The 18751-nt window shown below is 59.1% G+C and carries 17 protein-coding genes; 10 read left to right on the forward strand and 7 right to left on the reverse strand.

What is annotated here, in order from left to right; translation table 11 throughout:
* Positions 1 to 21: 21 nt before the first annotated feature.
* The 9 genes from TU74_RS04120 (at position 22) to TU74_RS04160 (ending at position 10472) form a co-directional block, all read left to right on the forward strand.
* Complete coding sequence (locus tag TU74_RS04120) at positions 22 to 735, forward strand: MotA/TolQ/ExbB proton channel family protein (RefSeq protein ID WP_047278925.1); 714 nt, start codon at positions 22 to 24, stop codon at positions 733 to 735.
* Between the two features lies 1 nt (position 736).
* A complete protein-coding gene (locus TU74_RS04125; RefSeq protein WP_048375229.1) occupies positions 737 to 1138 on the forward strand; it encodes an ExbD/TolR family protein in 402 nt (133 codons plus the stop codon).
* 135 nt (positions 1139 to 1273) lie between these two features.
* The gene (locus TU74_RS04130) at positions 1274 to 1855 is read left to right on the forward strand and encodes an alpha/beta hydrolase (RefSeq protein WP_048375230.1); all 582 of its coding nucleotides are present in this window, start codon (positions 1274 to 1276) and stop codon (positions 1853 to 1855) included.
* Between the two features lie 50 nt (positions 1856 to 1905).
* The gene (locus tag TU74_RS04135; protein ID WP_048375232.1) at positions 1906 to 2802 is read left to right on the forward strand and encodes a sigma 54-interacting transcriptional regulator; all 897 of its coding nucleotides are present in this window, start codon (positions 1906 to 1908) and stop codon (positions 2800 to 2802) included.
* A gap of 159 nt (positions 2803 to 2961) precedes the next feature.
* Positions 2962 to 3744 (forward strand): MetQ/NlpA family ABC transporter substrate-binding protein, encoded by a 783-nt coding sequence (locus TU74_RS04140; RefSeq protein WP_047278933.1) that lies wholly within the window; start codon positions 2962 to 2964, stop codon positions 3742 to 3744.
* Positions 3745 to 3890: 146 nt separating this feature from the next.
* Positions 3891 to 5015 carry an RHS repeat-associated core domain-containing protein gene (locus TU74_RS23045; RefSeq protein ID WP_053069957.1) on the forward strand — a complete coding sequence of 375 codons (1125 nt, stop codon included), beginning with the start codon at positions 3891 to 3893 and terminating at the stop codon, positions 5013 to 5015.
* A 239-nt stretch (positions 5016 to 5254) separates the two neighbouring features.
* Positions 5255 to 6346, forward strand: coding sequence for an efflux RND transporter periplasmic adaptor subunit (locus TU74_RS04150; RefSeq protein WP_048375234.1), 1092 nt, complete (start codon positions 5255 to 5257; stop codon positions 6344 to 6346).
* On the forward strand, positions 6343 to 7410 hold the full coding sequence (locus tag TU74_RS04155) for an efflux RND transporter periplasmic adaptor subunit (RefSeq protein ID WP_048375236.1): 1068 nt from the start codon (positions 6343 to 6345) through the stop codon (positions 7408 to 7410). Before TU74_RS04150 ends, TU74_RS04155 begins: the two co-directional genes overlap by 4 nt.
* Entirely contained in the window at positions 7407 to 10472 is a 3066-nt protein-coding gene (locus tag TU74_RS04160; RefSeq protein WP_048375238.1) for an efflux RND transporter permease subunit, read from the forward strand. The genes TU74_RS04155 and TU74_RS04160 overlap by 4 nt, the downstream gene beginning before the upstream one ends.
* A gap of 428 nt (positions 10473 to 10900) precedes the next feature.
* On the opposite strand, the gene betT is transcribed toward TU74_RS04160, so the two are convergent.
* The 6 genes from betT to hemF all read right to left on the reverse strand — a co-directional run bounded on the left by betT (position 10901) and on the right by hemF (position 16986).
* Complete coding sequence (gene betT, locus TU74_RS04165) at positions 10901 to 12862, reverse strand: choline transporter BetT (protein WP_088500180.1); 1962 nt, start codon at positions 12860 to 12862, stop codon at positions 10901 to 10903.
* A gap of 436 nt (positions 12863 to 13298) precedes the next feature.
* Entirely contained in the window at positions 13299 to 13703 is a 405-nt protein-coding gene (locus tag TU74_RS04170) for a hypothetical protein (protein WP_143517933.1), read from the reverse strand.
* Between the two features lie 190 nt (positions 13704 to 13893).
* Positions 13894 to 14460: a lipid II-degrading bacteriocin gene (locus TU74_RS04175; RefSeq protein WP_241485539.1), complete on the reverse strand. Its 567-nt coding sequence runs from the start codon at positions 14458 to 14460 to the stop codon at positions 13894 to 13896.
* 400 nt (positions 14461 to 14860) lie between these two features.
* Positions 14861 to 15187, reverse strand: a complete 327-nt coding sequence (locus TU74_RS04180) for a DOPA 4,5-dioxygenase family protein (protein WP_048375244.1) — start codon at positions 15185 to 15187, stop codon at positions 14861 to 14863.
* Between the two features lie 40 nt (positions 15188 to 15227).
* The gene (gene aroE, locus TU74_RS04185) at positions 15228 to 16049 is read right to left on the reverse strand and encodes a shikimate dehydrogenase (RefSeq protein WP_047296409.1); all 822 of its coding nucleotides are present in this window, start codon (positions 16047 to 16049) and stop codon (positions 15228 to 15230) included.
* Positions 16050 to 16071: 22 nt separating this feature from the next.
* Positions 16072 to 16986, reverse strand: coding sequence for an oxygen-dependent coproporphyrinogen oxidase (gene hemF, locus TU74_RS04190; protein WP_048375246.1), 915 nt, complete (start codon positions 16984 to 16986; stop codon positions 16072 to 16074).
* Between the two features lie 160 nt (positions 16987 to 17146).
* On the opposite strand from hemF, the gene TU74_RS04195 reads away from it, so the two are divergent.
* Complete coding sequence (locus TU74_RS04195) at positions 17147 to 18124, forward strand: NADPH:quinone reductase (protein WP_048375248.1); 978 nt, start codon at positions 17147 to 17149, stop codon at positions 18122 to 18124.
* Positions 18125 to 18186: 62 nt separating this feature from the next.
* On the opposite strand, the gene tsaC is transcribed toward TU74_RS04195, so the two are convergent.
* Complete coding sequence (gene tsaC / locus TU74_RS04200) at positions 18187 to 18744, reverse strand: L-threonylcarbamoyladenylate synthase type 1 TsaC (protein WP_047278952.1); 558 nt, start codon at positions 18742 to 18744, stop codon at positions 18187 to 18189.
* Between the last annotated feature and the right edge of the window lie 7 nt (positions 18745 to 18751).

The raw sequence follows: 18751 nt of genomic DNA on the forward strand, positions 1-18751 counted from the left end.
TTTTTAGAGAGCGTATCGACCATGACCTTATTGGCATCCCCCCTCGCATCGATTGAAAGCGCCGTCATTTGGCTGTTGGTGATTTTTTCGCTGGCCACGTGGGGCCTGGCGTTGATTAAAGGCGTGCAGTTCTCACGGCTCAAGGCCCAGGACCGTGCCTTCCATAAGCGATTCTGGGCCGCTTCAAGCCTGGAGGCGGCCGCCGAACTGAGCGAGAGTTATCCCGGCGCGGCGGCCCGCGTGGCGCAGGCCGGTTATGCGGCTATTCAGGTGGGCGAGGGCGCTCAGGTCGACGACCTGAGCCACGCGATCAACCATCAGGACCGCCTGGAACGCGCACTACGCCAACAAATCGTGCGTGAACGGCGCTCGCTGGAAAGCGGCCTGGCGATAGTGGCCAGCATCGGCAGCACGTCGCCGTTCGTGGGGTTGTTCGGCACCGTGTGGGGGATCATGGAAGCCTTGAAAGGCATCAGCATCGCGGGCTCGGCAAGCCTTGAAACCGTGGCCGGGCCAATTGGTGCGGCGTTGGTGGCGACCGGCGTGGGGATTGCCGTCGCCGTGCCTGCGGTGCTGGTTTACAACTACTTTTTGCGACGCCTGAAGCTGACGGCGGCCGACCTCGACGACTTCGCGCACGACTTCTACAGCCTGGCGCAGAAAAGTGCGTTCCGGGTGCTGATTCATCCGGCAGCCCGCAAAACGGCCGCGCACCCTGTGAAGGAGGCCTCCTGACATGTCTTTTTCAACCCAGGACAACGACGAAGTGCTGAGCGAGATGAACGTCACGCCGCTGGTGGACGTCATGCTGGTGCTGCTGGTGGTGTTCATCGTCACCACGCCCATGCTGACCAACGCCATCCCGATCAACCTGCCCAAGACCGACGCCGTGGCCCCGGCGCCACAAAAAGACCCGGTGGTAGTGAGCATCAATGGCGCGGGGCAACTGTTCATCGACAAAGACCCGGTTGAGCCCGCGCGGTTAGAGTTCAACCTGCAAGGCGCCAAGGCCCGAGACCCTGACATCCGCGTGCAGTTACAGGCCGATGAAGGGGTGAACTACGGCGAAGTGGCGCGGGCCATGGCCTCCATTGAACGGGCGGGCATTACCAAAGTGTCGGTGATAACGGCGCGCTGAAATCCGTGCACAGCGCAGCAAAACGCGCCTGCTAAGCAGTTTTAGTTATTAATAAATAGCTTCTTATTCCTTAGCGAATCTAAAAGCCGTCCCTATACTGACCCGGTAACACACCCAAGCAGGAGGCGCACACCCATGGGCAACGAGTCGATTCGCTATCTGATAGTGCCGGGCTGGCAAGGTTCGTCCGACGATCATTGGCAAACCCACTGGCAGAACAGCCTGCCCAACGGTGCCCGTGTGGAACAGGCTGACTGGTTGACGCCACGTCGCGAAGACTGGATCGCGGCGCTGGCCGAAGCGATTGCCGCCGACAGCACGCCGGTGATTCTGATTGCCCATAGCCTGGGTTGCATCACCGTGGCGCATTGGGCCGAGCGGGCACCTGCCAGCCTGTTGAGCCAGGTGCGTGGCGCGCTGCTGGTGGCGCCGGCCGATGTCGAACGCCCGGCCTGTGCGCCCGCCCTGCGTAACTTTGCACCGATTCCAACGCGGCCTTTGCCGTTCCCGAGCCAGATCGTCAGTTCCGATAACGACCCGGCCGTGAGCGCCCCCAGGGCGATGGAGTTTGCCCGCCAGTGGGCCGCGGAGATCGGGATCATCAGCGGCGCCGGGCACATCAACGTCAAGTCCGGGCATCAGCGCTGGGAGCAAGGTTTCGCCTTTTTGTATCGCCTGCAAACCCGCATAGAGCACGACGCCCTGCGCCGCGCATGATTTTTCTGTAACGCCCGCGCCCTCCCTGCGGCGGCGGGCGGGAGCCTGCCATGAGCCTGCATGAAACTTTCGGTCAGCCGCTGCTGACGTTTCCCGACGCTGAAAAAAGCCCGCTGAGCATTCGCGCCAAGGCGCTGGTGTTTGTCGACCCGCGCTCACGCCAATTGCGCAACGACCTCGAACTGTTGGCGCCGCGCTCGCTGCCCGTGCTGATCCGGGGCGAGACCGGCACCGGCAAGGAACTGCTGGCCCGCCACATCCATCGCGCCAGCGACCGCACCGGTTTGTTCGTGTCGGTGAACTGCGGCGCAATCAGCCCGACCTACGCCGACGCCGAGCTGTTTGGTTACGCCGCCGGGGCCCACAGCAGTTCTGCCAGCAGTCGCGCTGGGTGGTTCGGGTCGGCCAATGGCGGCACCTTGTACTTGGACGAGATCGGGGATTTGCCGCTGGCGATTCAGATCAAACTACTGGCCGCGCTGGAAAACCACGAAGTCACCCGCGTGGGCGCGCATCAACCCAACCCGGTGGATGTGCGGCTGGTGGCCGCCACCAGCATCGATCTGGCGCAGGCGGTCACGGCGGGCAAGTTCCATGAACGGCTGTATCACTATTTGAGCGAAGGACGGCTGGACTTGCCGGCCTTGCGCGAACGGCCGGGGGATATTCTGTCGCTGGCCGAATACTTTTTAGGCATCTACAGCCAGCGGCTGAACCTGAGCGTGCCTTTTATCAGCGACAGCACACAGCGTGTACTGGAGCGCCACAGTTGGCCGGGCAACACCCGCGAGCTGGAGAACGTGATCCATTTTGCGTTGCTGGTGAGTGCCGGTGAGGAGATCCAGCCCGAGCATTTGAACCTGCCGGATGCGCTGAGCCAGATCGAACGGTTCATCAAGGGCGCCACCGAACAGGAACGGGCGGCGCTCAAAGAGTGGCTGCGGTAGGGCCAGCGCCGCCGCGTGCCTCAACCGAGACTGTAAATAACCAATTGATATAAGCGCCAGATTAAAAATTATTATTAGGGAATAAAGAATCTCGGTATTGTCGGCTCCGTCATCCAAATCAAGCCGTCATTCGAACGGCCACGTACGTAGGGGCATTGCATGAAAAAGGTTCTGTTGTTTACCGCATTGGCGGCTGCTTTGACGGCAGGCCTGGCACAGGCTGGCGAGAAACTGGTGGTGGCTGCAACCCCGGTTCCCCACGCCGAAATCCTTGAACTGATCAAACCGGCCCTCGCCAAAGAAGGCGTGGACCTGGACATCAAAGTCTTCACCGACTACGTGCAACCCAACGTGCAGGTCGATCAGAAGCGTCTGGACGCCAACTATTTCCAGACCCTGCCGTACTTGCAGAGCTTCAACGAAGGGAAAGGCACTCACCTTGAAACCGTGATCGGCGTTCACGTTGAACCGTTTGGCGGTTACTCAAAGAAAGTTAAATCGCTGGCCGAACTCAAAGACGGCGCAACCATCGCGATCCCTAACGAAGGCAGCAACAGTGGCCGTGCGTTGATCCTGCTGCAAAAGGCCGGCTTGATCGAACTCAAAGACCCGACCAACGCCGTCGCGACGCCGAAAGACATCGCCAAAAACCCGCACAACTTCAAGTTCAAAGAGCTTGAGTCCGCCATGCTGCCGCGGGTGCTGGATCAGGTCGACCTGGACATGATCAACACCAATTACGCACTGGAAGCAGGCCTGAACCCGGCTAAAGATGCCTTGCTGATTGAAGGTTCAGACTCGCCTTACGTGAACTACCTGGTGGCACGCCCTGACAACAAGAACAGCGAAGCGATCCAGAAGCTGGCCAAAGCCCTGACCAGCCCTGAAGTCAAAGCGTTCATTGAGAAGAAATACAACGGTGCCGTGCTGCCCGCGTTTTAACCCGCGCCGCGTCACCGCAAACGCCGACGGCTTGCACAGCGTCGGCGTTTTTTATGGTTTGTCACACACCCTAGCAACATCGATAGGTAGGCGACGTGTGTTTTAAGGTGAATGCTGCAGGTCTTTAAAACAAGCCAGCACACCCTATGACCTGCGTCCGCTATCGCTACGATCCTCTGGATCGCCTGATCACCAACCAAGTGGACACCACCCCGTCCGTGCAGCACTTTTATAACCGTGAGCGTTTAAGTACGCGGCTGCAGGGCGACCAGGGTCAGTCGGTCTTTCACTATCAAAACCAACTCTTGGCAACGGCAGACACCACCGGCGCACAACTGCTGGCGACCAACGTGCAACGCAGCGTTTTGCACACGCTCAGTGCTGGCGGCAGTCACGCGTCAGGGTATGGCCCTTATGGCTATCCATCAGCTCAACATGGCCAGCAGAGTCTGTTGGGGTTTAACGGAGAATTGCCTGACCCTGTTACCGGGCACTATCTGCTCGGCAATGGCCATCGGGCCTACAACCCCGTGCTCATGCGCTTCAACAGTCCGGACCGGTTAAGCCCGTTCAGTGCGGGGGGGATCAACGCCTATGCCTATTGCAAAGGGGACCCGGTGAATCGGGTAGACCCCAGCGGGCGAATGCCCCTGGACGCTATTCTTTCTATAGCACTCGGAACACTCGCCTTGGGTAACGGCATCAATGGGGCCGTGCCCGGTATCGGGTTTTGGAGCGCACTCAAAAACCTGAAAAAGAAACCCATCTCTGTCGCTGCCGTGGCGAAAGTCACCGGTACAACAGTGGGAATAATAGCCAGTGCCATCGGTTTGAGCCGGCAGGTGGTGACATCCAAGGGGGAGGGGGATGACGATAATGCACTGCTTTGGGCAACGCTGGGCCTCTCGGCACTGGGTTTAGCGGCAGGTATTGGTGCTAACGCGTTCGGCTGGAAAGCGATGCGCCAACAGGCCAGACAGGCCAGACTGGCAAAAGCCAAGGCGGCCTATGTGGATACCCTCGATGATCTTAATGAAATCCAACAGGGCTTCGGAACCCGATCATCCGTGTCTAACAGCGCTACGCCCGCCTCATCAGCAAGCGTCTCCAGATCCTCTTCGTCGGCAGGGGCTCGCCCTGAGCCTTCAGCACCGCCCCATGAGGAGGTTTTTCAGGACTCTGTCAGAAATATGGAAAGACAGAATCATGTGTTGAAAGAGCTGGCCAAGATCCAGACGACCGCTGGAAAGATCAGACGAAGCACCCTTTAATCTGCGCACTGCCCTCCCGGAAAGTCCCGCCGCCCTCCGAATCACCCACCCCATCATGTGTTCCCATCGATGGATAACGCGCTAACGGGTCAACGCCAGCGGCTTTCATATGGGTGACTTCCTACAAAGAAACAAACATGATTACCTGTCACCACACATAGAATCCCACGGACACTGAACCCTGTTCTACGCTGTCAGTCGTATCGTCAGCTAAAACAGCATCACGCAAAGGAGCCTGCATGGCTGGTCCACTAAGTAGGGGTATGTTGGGCGTCAGCCTGGTGGTATTGCTGACCGCGTGCGGTAAAGAAGCCCCCAAAGAGCCTCTGTCGCCACGGGTGTATGTACAGCAAGTGAACACGCGCGAATTTGCTCCCCCGATTCAACTCAGCGGTGACATTCAGGCGCGGGTCGAAACCCAGCTTTCCTTCCGCGTGGGCGGCAAGATCATCGAGCGCAGCGTGGACGTTGGCGATCACATTCAGGCCCATCAAGTGCTGGCGCGCCTGGACCCCAAAGACTTGAAAATCCAGGTCGCCACGGCTCAGGCCAGCGTCAGTGCCCAGCAGGCGCAAGTGGTGCAGACCCGCGCCGCATTTATTCGTCAGCAAAAACTGCTCCCAAAAGGCTATACCAGCCAAAGCGAATACGATGCCGCCAACGCCGCCCAACAGAGCGCGCAAAGTGCGCTGGCCGCCGCTCAGGCGCAGTTGGCCAACGCCCGCGAACAGTTGAGTTACAGCAACCTCGAAGCCGAAGCGCCGGGCGTCATCACGGCGCGGCAGGCCGAAGTGGGGCAAGTGGTACAGGCCACCATGCCGATTTTCACCCTGGCCCGCGACGGCGCCCGGGATGCGGTGTTCAACGTCTACGAGTCGCTGTTTATCGAACCGCCCAAAGACCCGACCGTGCAGGTCACGCTGTTGAGCAACCCGCAGATCAAGGTGAAGGGCCAGATCCGCGAAATCACCCCCACCGTGGCCGCCCAAAGCGGCACCCTGCAAATCAAGGTGCAGCTCGATGAACTGCCCAAGGGCATGGATTTGGGCTCGATTGTCACCGTCAACCTGACCCCGCCGCCGAGCCGCAGCATCGAACTGCCCTGGTCGGCGCTGACCAAAGACGTCAGCGAGCCCGCCGTGTGGCTGGTGGACGGCACTAACAACGTGCGCCTGCAACGGGTCAAGGTCGGGCGTTACCTGACCGGCAGCGTGATCATCAATGAAGGCCTCAAAGACGGAGAGCATGTGGTGGTCGCAGGCGGACAACTGTTGCACCCCGGTATGCAGGTCGAAATTGCCCCCACGCCAGCCGGGGGCACTCAACTATGAAGCCTCTGTGGATGGTGCCCCTGGCGGCCGCCCTGCTGGTCGGTTGCTCTGAAGAAAAAGCCCCCGAGCCGGTGCGCCCCGCGCTGTTCGTGGTGGTCCAGCCCGAGCTGACGGAACACTTCGGCCGCTTTGCCGGCACGATCGAAGCCCGCTACGAAAGCACGTTGGGCTTTCGTGTGCCGGGGCGCATTGTGCGGCGGTATTACGACGTGGGCGCGGTGGTCAAACAGGGCGATATTCTGGCCAACCTCGACCCCACCGATCAGCAGAACCAACTGCGTTCGGCGCAAGGCGATCTGGCCAAGGTGCAGGCACAGCTCATCAACGCGCAGGCCAACGCCCGGCGCCAGCAAGAACTGTTCGACCGTGGCGTCGGCGCCCAGGCGCAACTCGACACCGCCCAGGCCGACTTGAAAACCACCGCCGCGTCCATGCAACAGGCCGTGGCGGCGGTCAATCAGGCGCAAGACCAACTCAGTTACTGCAACCTGCGCGCTGACCATGACTCCGTCATCACCGACTGGAAGGCCGAAGCGGGCCAAGTGGTGAGCATCGGTGAAGAGGTCGTCACGCTGGCCCGCCCCGAAATCAAGGAAGCCGTGATCGACCTGCCGGGGCCATTGGCCGAGGCGTTGCCCAAAGGCATCGAATTTCAAGTGGCAGGGCAGCTCGATCCCAACGTGAAAACCACCGCCCGTGTGCGGGAAATCGCCCCACAGGCTGACAGCGCCACCCGCACCCGGCGTACCCGCCTGACACTGGATCAGACGCCACCCGCGTTCCGCCTGGGCAGTTCGATCAGCGTGACGGTCAGCAGCCCGATGGCCGAGCATTTCGAGCTGCCCGTCACCGCCCTGCAAGAAACCGACGGCAAAACCCGCGTATGGATCATTGACACGCCCTCGCACACCGTCAGCCCGCACGAGGTCACCGTGCTGCGCCGCGACGCACACACGGCGCTGTTGAGCGGCGGCCTTAAAGGCGGCGACAAAGTGGTCATCGCCGGGGTCAACAGCCTCACGCCCGGACAGAACGTCAGACTGGATAAGGAAAGCTCGCAATGAATGGGAAGAAGTTCAACCTGTCCGAGTGGGCCCTGAAGCATCAGTCGTTTGTCTGGTATTTGATGTTCGTCTCGGTGCTTGCCGGGATCTTTTCGTACATGAACCTGGGGCGCGCCGAAGACCCGAGCTTCGCCATCAAAACCATGGTGATCCAGACCCGCTGGCCGGGCGCCACGGTCGATGAAACCATGCTGCAGGTCACCGACCGGATCGAGAAAAAACTCGAAGAACTCGACTCCCTGGACTACGTACAAAGCTACACCCGACCCGGTGAATCCACGGTGTTCGTGTTCCTCAAGGACACCACCGAGGCCAAGGCGATCCCACAGATCTGGTACCAGGTGCGCAAGAAGATCGACGACATTCGCGGCGACTTCCCCCAAGGCATTCAAGGCCCGGGGTTCGACGACGAATTCGGGGATGTGTACGGCACGATTTACGCCTTCACCGGCGACGGCTTCACCATGCGCCAGCTGCGCGACTACGTCGAGCACGTGCGCACCGGGATTCGCGACGTGCCCAATCGCGGCAAGGTGATGACCATTGGCGAACAGGACGAAACGTTCTACCTGAACTTCTCGACTCGCAAACTGGCAGCGCTGGGGCTGGATCAGCAGCAAGTGCTGCAAAGCCTGCAAGCACAAAACGCCGTGACCCCGGCCGGGGTGATCGAAGCGGGGCCGGAGCGCATGTCGGTGCGCACCTCCGGGCAATTCCACACCACTGAAGACCTCGAAGCCGTCAACCTGCGGGTCAATGACCGGTTCTATCGCCTGGCGGACATTGCTGAAATCAGCCGGGGTTACGTTGACCCCGCCGAGCCGATGTTTCATTACAACGGCAAACCCGCCATCGGCCTCGCCATCGCCATGAACGATGGCGGCAACATTCAGGCGTTCGGGCAGCAACTGCAACAACGCATCGAAGACCTGACCGCCGAGCTGCCGCTGGGTGTGGACGTACACATGGTGTCGGACCAGGCCCAGGTGGTTGAAGTGGCCGTGGGCGGCTTCACCAGTGCGCTGTTCGAAGCGGTGATTATCGTGCTGGGCGTGAGCTTTATCAGCCTCGGCCTGCGCGCCGGGCTGGTGGTGGCCATCTCCATCCCGCTGGTGCTGGCGCTGGTGTTTGTGTTCATGGAGTTTGCTGGCATTGCCATGCAGCGGGTGTCGCTGGGTGCGCTGATTATCGCCCTCGGCCTGCTGGTGGACGACGCGATGATTACCGTGGAGGTGATGATTACGCGGCTCGAAATGGGCGAAAGCAAGGAGGAGGCGGCCACGTTTGCCTACCACTCCACGGCCTTCCCGATGCTCACCGGTACGCTGGTGACGGTCGCCGGTTTCGTGCCCATCGGGCTCAACAACAGCTCGGCGGGCGAATACACCTTCACCCTGTTCGCGGTGATTGCCGTCGCCATGCTGGTCTCGTGGGTGGTAGCGGTGCTGTTCGCGCCGGTGTTGGGCGTGCATATCCTCAGCGCCAAGGTCAAACCCAAGCCCGAGAAGCCCGGCCGTCTGGCCCACGCGTTTGATACGGGGCTGCTGTGGTGCATGCGCCATCGGTGGCTCACCATTGGCGCCACCGTGCTGATGTTCGTGCTGTCGGTGTTCGGCCTGGGGCTGGTGCAGAACCAGTTCTTCCCGTCGTCGGACCGACCTGAAATTCTCGTGGATCTGAACCTGCCGCAAAACGCGTCCATCGCTGAAACCCTCAAGGTCACTCAGCGCTTTGAGGACACCCTCAAGGGCGACCCGGACATCGTGCGCTGGAGCAGTTACATCGGCGAAGGGGCGATCCGTTTCTACCTGCCGCTGGACCAGCAATTGCAAAACCCGTTCTTTGCGCAACTGGTGATCGTCAGCACCGGGCTTGAGAGCCGCGATGCGTTGATGGCGCGACTGGAAAAACGCCTGCGCGACGATTTTGTGGGCGTCGGCACCTTCGTCCACACCCTTGAACTGGGGCCTCCCGTGGGGCAGCCGCTGCAATACCGGGTAAGCGGCCCGAACATCGATCAGGTGCGTAAACACGCGATTGATCTGGCCACGGTGCTGGATGCCAACACGAACGTGGGCGAAATCAACTTCAACTGGAACGAACCGGGCAAAGTCCTGCGCATCGACATTGCTCAGGACAAAGCGCGCCAGTACGGTTTGTCATCCGAAGACGTGGCGCGCGTGATGAACAGCATCGTCAGCGGCGCGGCGGTCAGTCAGGTCAAAGACGACATTTATTTGATCAACATTGTCGGCCGGGCGGTGGGCACCGAGCGCGATTCCCCGGAAACCCTGCTTAACCTGCAAATCACTACCCCGAGCGGCACCTCTATCCCGCTACTGGCCTTTGCCTCGGTGCGTTACGAACTGGAGCAACCGCTGATCTGGAGCCGTGACCGCATCCCGACCCTGACCCTCAAGGCTTCGGTACGCGGCAGCATGCAGCCGACCGATCTGGTAGCCGACCTCAAACCAGCGATTGATAAGTTTGCGGCCGACCTGCCGCGTGGCTACACGCTGCAAACCGGCGGCACGGTGGAGCAAAGCGCCAAGGCGCAAGGCCCGATCGCACACGTGGTGCCGTTGATGCTGTTTTTGATGGCGACCTTTTTGATGATCCAGTTGCAGAGCGTGCAGAAGATGTTTCTGGTGGCCAGCGTCGCGCCGTTGGGGCTGATCGGCGTGGTGCTGGCGCTGGTGCCGACCGGCACGCCCATGGGTTTTGTGGCGATCCTCGGGGTGCTGGCGCTGGTGGGCATCATCATTCGTAACTCGGTGATTCTGGTGACACAGATCGACCAGTTCGAGCGCGACGGCTACGACCCGTGGCACGCCGTGGTGCAGGCGACTGAACACCGTCGTCGGCCGATCTTGCTTACCGCTGCGGCCGCCAGTCTGGGCATGATCCCGATTGCCCGCGAAGTGTTCTGGGGGCCAATGGCCTACGCCATGATTGGCGGCATCATCTCTGCCACCTTGCTGACCCTGCTGTTCCTGCCCGCGCTGTACGTGGCCTGGTACAAAATCAAGGAGTCGAAGGAACCAAGCCCGGTCGCCACATAATCGAGGCAGGGGACGTGTTCGCGAGGCCTAAGGAGGGGCCAACGCCCCAACCCGCTACCGCAGAAAGAGGGTGGCAGCTGTGCGCGGGTGTGCAAGACCGGTTACCTACCCACCCGGCAGACCCTGGGGTCTCCCGCGCACAACCGCCATAACGCCAGTTGCAGGCGCGGAGCCTAGCAAGCGAAATGGAAAGTTGGAATCGGTAGGGACAGGCTTGCACACCTGATCGCTGAAAATTCAGCGACGGCGCGGACTATAGGCAGCCCGTAACGGCCATCACAATGGGGGCAAACGCGAGCAAGCCTGATCCCACAACAGTCAGGGAAAGGTCCGTAGAGCTGGCCGACCCCGCGTTGCCTGCTGATGAGCAACAAGGCCTAGCGCGCGCCCAACCACAAGCCCGCCCATGGCGGGCGGGCTTGTGGCCATCAACGCACCAAATGCAGGAACTGCATGTGGCGCTCGTACTGGTCGAGGATGTCGTTGATGATTTGCTCTTTGGTGTAGCCCGTCAGGTCGTAGTCCTGGCTGCCTTCACTCAAGTGCACTTCGGCGCGGTAGTAACGGCGGTTGCGCAGCTCTTTGGGCCCCATGCCACCCCGGGCGAACGACGGGGTGAAGTAGCCGCGCATCTGCACCTGGTACACGAACGGGTGTTCGTCACCGTGGCCGATTTCAAGGCTGACGTTGTCGTTGGCCGGGTCGGGCTGGGTGACCACGTTGAGGCCTTTCTCAAGGAACACTGCGCTCACTTCTTCAATCGCCGGGCGCACGGTGGTGTCCATGAAACGGTACACCTCGTCACGAGACGGGAAGTGCACGGCCTGACTCAAGCGCTGACGCCAGCCGCCACGCCCGCGGCGCGAAGCCGAGACCGGTGCCAGTGAGTGCATTTGCGCGATTTTCTTCTGCGACTCCAGATAGAACGCCTTGTGCAGGCCCCACATCATCAGCAACAGAATCAACGAGAACGGCAACGAGGTCAGCACCACCGCCGACTTCAGTGCATCAATGCTGCCGGAGAACAACAGCGCACTGGTGACCAGCGCCGTCATCGCCCCCCAGAACACGCGCAGCCATTTCGGACCGTCTTCGTCCGCGCTACCGCCACGGGCCGACAGGGTGGACAGCACCACGGTGCCGGAGTCGGCCGAGGTCACGAAGAACACAAAACTGATGAACACCGTCACGGCGATCACGGTTTTGCTCCACGGGTAGGTTTCCAGCAGCAAGTACAGGGTGCGCGACGGGTCGTCGATAGCCGACTGGCCTAGGGCAACCATGCCGTGGTTGAGCACTTGGTCGATGGCGCTGTTGCCGAAGATGGACATCCACGCCAGGGTGAAGCCCAACGGGATCAGCAGCACGCCAAACACGAACTCACGGATGGTCCGGCCACGGGAAATGCGCGCAATGAACAGGCCCACAAACGGCGACCATGCGATCCACCAGGCCCAATAGAACACGGTCCAGCCACCCAGCCAGTCGCTTGGCTTGTCGTAGGCGTACACGTCGAAACTCTTGGTCGGCAGCGAGCCGAGGTAGTCACCGATGTTTTGCACCAGGGTGTTGAGCAAATGCTGGGTCGGCCCGGCAAACAGCACAAACAGCAGCAGGGCGCAGGCCAGCAGCATGTTGATGTCGGACATCACCCGCACGCCTTTATCGACGCCAGCAATCGCCACCAAAATGGCAGCGCCCATCATCAGCGTGATCAGGCCCACCTGCACCCATTGGGTGTGCGGCATGCCAAACAGGTAGTCGAGGCCAGAATTGAGGTGCAGCACCCCAAAGCCCATATCGGCGCCCAGACCGAACACCGTGGCGATGATGCCGAAGCCATCCACGGCGTAGCCGATAGGCCCGTTGATACGCTTGCCAATCAGCGGGTAAAGCGCCGAGCGCAGCGCCGGCGGCAGGTTGTGGCGGTACGCAAAGTACGCCAGCGCCATGCCGACAAACGCAAACACACCCCAGCCGTGCAGGCCCCAGTGCAAGAACAGCAACTGCATGCCCTGACGCGCAGCCTCGGCGTTACCGGCCGGGCCTTGCGGCGGGTTGAGCATGTGCGTCAGGGGTTCTGAAACGCAGAAGAAAAATAGCGTGATGCTGATCCCGGCGGCGAAGAGCATGCCCGCCCAGGACAGGTAACTGAACTCAGGTTCGTCGTGGTCGGCACCGAGCTTGATCTTGCCGTAGCCGGACAAGGCGGTGACGACCACGAAGATCAGATACAGAGTCATCGCTAGCATGTAGTACCAGCCGACCGTATTGGCCGCCCAGTTTTGTGCTGCCAGCAGCCATTCACCGGCCGCGGCGGGCATGGCAATCACCACCACGCCAAAGATCAGGATAAAGATCGCCGCGAAGTAGAAAACCGGCGGGTTCATGCGGATGGGAGACGTCTCGGACGTCAGCGGTACACTCATCGGATGTGCACCTTATAGAGGTAAAACGTGAGCAAAAAGAGCGGGTTCGGCAAAGGTAAGCCTCCTGTTGTGAGCGGGCAGCGGACCACCGTTTTAAGTTGAACGAGGATTCAAGTTAAACATAGATGGCCTTTTAGAACTAATCGCTGACCACGCCTTCACGCCTAATACGTTAGCGCATGGCAAGGTATGACACATGGCCATGATCAACGTTCAGCCGTTGTCACAAGGGCCTATCAGCGCGATGCGGGTGCCTCAGGAAGGACGCGTTTTCGACGCTGAAAAAAAAGAAAAATCTTCGCCACGAACTGTTCAAAAAGCAATCAGCTTAGGAGCGTTCGATCATGCGATTAGGTGGTGCATGAAAACTCATGATCGAGCGTACTTTTTTGAGCGTTTAGACATTTCTTGGTACCGAAATTACCACGAGAGCGATTACCATCACGTAAATCGCCCCACCCAGCACACTGAAAAATGTGTCAAGTGTGTACCCGGAAAGTATTAAAATCCCCAGCAAGGAGGTCATTACCAACAAGCTATTAAAGAGCAGAAATACTATTACTTTAAACTTATATGAAGCGGTGGCGATCCGGGTAGAAATAAGTACTCCCAAGCTTGCCATCAAAACTGCAACAAACCCAATACAGAGTAGTATTGCAACGTAAGTCATTACTGCAGGAACACCTGTTGTGTCTGAAAGATTTGAAGGATTTTCAGCCACGTCGTGGGTTGCCATAAACGAACAAAAGCACGCAATCCCGAATAAAAAAATAGAAGCAATTGAGGTTTTAAACAGATTCATTTAAATATTCCACGCTCTTTTTAGCACTAGGGAATTGCAGTATAACTCTTTAGTAAAAATCCAGCGCATTTCACATTTTTCCACTCCAAGGGTAGCACGTTTTAAAATTGCCATTTTACTTCGCGCTGTCAACTCACCGTAACGTTCTCCAACAATGTCATCACGGTTCTTTCAATCTCAAGCCTATCAATTATTGACCTACCATATTTACCGAAATTTCGCCTGGCATTTCTATGGTGTATTCATATTGCATAACTTTACCAAGAGTTGAAGTGAGTGTTTCGCCTAACCAATTACGATGATTCGACGGATTCGCATCATATCTATCGTTAAATGCTCGTATTGCGCCATTGAAAGACCAACTACCGCTGGCATATTTGTCCACTTGGCCTACAATTCGTAAAGTGATATTCCCTAATACCAACCCAGAAGAAACACTGTCCTTTGTCACGTTATAGGGAAACTTTACGTCTAGCGTGCTCTTCCCAACTGGGTTAGCGCTGTGAATTGCGTTCATCACATCAGAAATCTGCGATAAATTCACCTTCAATCCAATGTTATTGATGGGAAAACTTACGGTTTCTCCCATCCCGTCTATTGCGTGCTGAAGGGCGTGCAACGCCGTTAGGGGCCCGCCTGAAAAGACTCTACCTTTGGTCGGGTATTTGATTATGTTTTCATTGATTTGCTGGCACGCTTTCAAATTACGGACAATCTTGTTTAGAACCATACTCAAATCGCCACCTTCTGCGCACATCTGATAATGCCTTTAATTCTATTTTTGCATATAAATGCCACCCAAAAGGCTTCACTACTTCTTGAAAAGTTTCCAAGTAATTAGGTCCCGCGTAATTGTTGATTCTTGACTCCAATGACACAGCAACCGGATTTGGCAAACCACGAGGGAAGCTCTGCCCAGAGTTAAGGGCTGGCACTGAGGGGGAATACTGACCTCCGGAATTAAATTCTGGATATGCCGTTACATAGATAGGAGGTAATGTAGTTGTCATAAATAGTCTTATAATTATTATGATGGATCATACAATTGTTAAACCTAGACTCACCTACCAAAAAAACCACAAGAAATATGTTCTGATTAGTGTCAGACACTTCTTAAAAACATTTATTCACTCATAAATTGATGTTGCCCTCACGTTTCAGAACACCGACAAATCCAGCGGCCGAATCGCCCCCATCCAGATCGCATGCTCGGTGTGATCCAGCAGGTCGTCGCCCGTTTCAGGGTGTAAACACACCACCAGCCCGTTGCGATGCAGCGCCAGCCACGGCAAGACCACGCCGATCAACTCAGGGCCAAATGCCAACTGGCAGCTCCAATCGGGGTGCGGGCCGACCGGTTTTTCGTGGACGCGTCCCATTTGCAGCTTGAAAAGGCGCGTGGCTTCTTCAGCGAGGGCGCGCGCCTGGTCGAGGGTCGTGGCGTCGAAGTAGAGGTGAGCGTGATAGCCCTTGATGCGTTGCATGAGTACCTGTTGAAGACGATGCCAAGGCTTGAGGTGTGCTTTACAGCGCCAGCAACCGGCGCAATTGCACCAGCGCGGGGGCCGTGTCCGGGCGCACACCGCGCCACAGGTAGAAGGCTTCTGCGGCCTGTTCGGCCAGCATTCCCAAGCCGTCCATGACCTGCCCCGCGCGGTGTTCGGTGGCCCACGCACAAAACGGCGTTGGCTCTTTGCCATACATCATGTCGTAGCACAGGGTGTTGCCTGGCTCGATCAGGCTGCTGGCAATGGGCGGGACTTCACCGGCCAGGCTGGCCGATGTCGCGTTGATGATCAGATCGACCGGTTCACGCAGCCAGTCAAAACCACTGGCGGCCACGGGGCCAAGGTCGCTGAACAGTTCGGCCAGTTGTTCGGCTTTTTCGACCGTGCGGTTGGCGATGGTCACTGAGGCCGGGCCTTGCGCCAAAATCGGCTCCAGCGCGCCACGCACCGCGCCGCCCGCGCCCAGAATGAGGATGCGCTTGCCCTTGAGGCTGAACCCCGCATTGACCGTCAAATCACGCACCAGCCCGGCGCCGTCGGTGTTGTCACCTAGCACACGGCCATCGGCCAGTTTGCTCAGGGTGTTCACCGCGCCAGCCCGGAGCGCACGAGCGCTCAACTGATGGGCAAAGCGGTAGGCCTGCTCTTTGAAGGGCACGGTGACATTTGCCCCGCGTCCTTGTGTGAAAAACGCGGTGGCGCAACCCGTAAAATCATCCAGCGGCGCCAGCAGGGTGTCGTACTGCATGGCCTGCCCGGTTTGCTCGGCAAACAGACGGTGCAGCACCGGCGATTTGCTGTGGGCGATCGGGTTACCAAAAACGACGTAACGGTCCATCAGGCAAATTCCTCGGGCAATGTCAGGCGTTGGCCAGCCAGTCTCGGTCTTGCAGGAAGTAGTCAGTCAAACGCGCTTCCGGGCTGCCAGGCTCGGCTCTCCAGTCGTAGCCCCAGCGCACCTGTGGCGGCAACGACATCAGGATCGACTCGGTACGGCCCCCGGACTGCAGGCCGAACAAGGTGCCACGATCGTAGACCAGATTGAACTCGACGTAGCGGCCACGGCGGAATTCTTGAAACTCGCGCTGCTGTGCTGTGTATTCATCCGCCTTGCGGCGCTGAACGATCGGCAGGTAAGCGTCGATATACGCATCGCCAATGGCACGAATGAAAGCGAAGCAGGTGTCGAAATCCCACGCGTTCAGGTCATCAAAGAACAGGCCGCCGATGCCACGGGGCTCGTTGCGATGCTTGATGTGGAAATAGGTGTCGCACCAGGCCTTGTAACGCGGGTACACCTCGGCGCCAAACGGCGCGCATGCCTGCTCGGCAATGCGGTGCCAGTGCACGCAGTCTTCTTCGACGGCGTAGTAGGGCGTGAGGTCGAAACCGCCACCGAACCACCAGACCGGCTCTTCGCCTTCTTTTTCAGCGATGAAAAAGCGCACGTTGGCGTGGGAAGTCGGCACATACGGGTTGTGCGGGTGGATCACCAGCGACACGCCCAGGGCTTCAAAACCACGGCCCGCCAGTTCAGGGCGATGCGCGCTGGCGGACGGCGGCAAACCGCTGCCGAAGACGTGGGAAAAGTTGACGCCGCCTTTTTCGATCACGTGGCCGTTTTCGATCACGCGGGTACGACCGCCACCGCCTGCCGGACGCTGCCAGGCGTCTTCAACGAAGCGCGCGCCGCCGTCTTCGGTTTCCAGAGCGGTGCAAATACGGTCTTGAAGGTCAAGCAGATAGGCTTTCACAGCCTCGGTGCGGGTAGTCATGACATCACCTTGAATAGGTCAAAGCTACGCGGCACTTCGTCAGAGCGGGGCCGGCGGCAAAGGGCCGCTAGCATACCACCGCGTCCCGCCTCCTCGCAGTTGACGAAGATCACGCTTAAGCGTTGGATGTAGCCTTCGTGAACCAGCGAGGACAGTGCAGATGGCTAAACGTATTCAGTTTCAGGCCCACGGCGGCCCAGAAGTGCTTGAGTTTGTTGACTACACCCCCGCCGAGCCAGGCCCGCAGCAGGTGCGGGTGCGCAATCAGGCCATCGGTCTTAATTTCATCGACACCTATTACCGCAGCGGTTTGTACGCGCTGCCCGAGCTGCCGTCCGGGCTGGGCAATGAAGGGGCGGGGGTGGTGGATGCCATCGGCAGCGACGTGCACAACGTCAAGGTCGGCGACCGCGTGGCCTACGGCACCGGCCCGCTGGGGGCTTACAGCGAGTTGCACGTGTTGCCCGCCGCGAATGTGGTGAAGCTGCCCGATGACATTTCGTATGAAGAGGCCGCCGCCGTGATGCTTAAGGGCCTCACAGTCCAGTACTTGTTGCGTCAGACCTATGAACTCAAAGGCGGCGAAACCATTCTGTTCCACGCGGCGGCCGGTGGTGTGGGTTCGATTGCCTGCCAATGGGCCAAGGCGCTGGGCGTGAAATTGATCGGCACGGTCAGTTCCCCGAAAAAAGCAGCATTGGCCAAAAAGCTGGGCGCGTGGGCAACCATCGACTACAGCCACGAAGATGTGGTCCAGCGGGTTCTGGAACTGACCGACGGCAAGAAATGCCCGGTGGTGTACGACGGCGTCGGTAAAGATACGTGGCTGACGTCTCTGGACTGCCTGTCGCCGCGGGGGCTGATGGTCAGCTTCGGCAACGCATCGGGCGCCGTGACGGGTGTGAATCTGGGGATTTTGTCGCAGAAGGGCTCGTTGTATGTCACACGGCCAACATTGGCGTCGTATGCCAATACCCCCGCGAACCTGCAAAAAATGGCAGACGAGCTGTTCGAGATGATCCGCAGCGACAACATTACGGTGGACATCAGCCAGCGCTTTGCCTTGAAAGACGCCGCCAAGGCACAGACCGAACTGTCAGCACGCCGCACGACCGGCTCGACCATTCTGGTGCCTTGATCTCAACCCGCCGGCAGCCGCTGGCGAAGGCCTCTCGGCCTGCGACAGCGGCCCCGCGTTGATCAGGCCGGGCGAACCACTTTGCCCGTCGCCAGATCGCGAATCAGGCTCGGGTTTTTCCGCCCACCCAGGTTGCCGCCCAACACATGGTCGATTTGCCCCCGGAAGTATTGCTCCACCTTCAGCCGCGTCCGCGCAGCCGGCAAACCCGCCGGGTTGGCAGACGTCGAGACGATCGGGCCCACCAATGAACACAGTTCGCGCACCAGCGGGTGATCGCTCACGCGCAATGCCACGGTGTCGTGCACGCCAGTAATCCACTCGGGCAACAAGCCCTGGTGCGGCACCAGCCAGGTGTTCGGCCCCGGCCAAGTGCTGGCCATGCGGTCGAGCCAGTCCTGGGGGAAGTCCTCAAACAGGAAGTCGAATTGGTGAATATTGTCGGCAATCAAAATCAGGCCTTTATCCACAGGCCGCGACTTGATGGCCAGCAGCCGTTCTACCGCGTCTTCATCCCATGGGTCGCAACCCAAACCCCAGACCGCTTCGGTGGGATAGGCAATCACCGCGCCCGCGCGAATGGCGGTTGCGGCTTGCTGTACGCGCCAGGTGCTGATCATTGAATGT

The sequence above is a fragment of the Pseudomonas lundensis genome (assembly GCF_001042985.1).
Classification (GTDB): Bacteria; Pseudomonadota; Gammaproteobacteria; order Pseudomonadales; family Pseudomonadaceae; genus Aquipseudomonas; species Aquipseudomonas lundensis.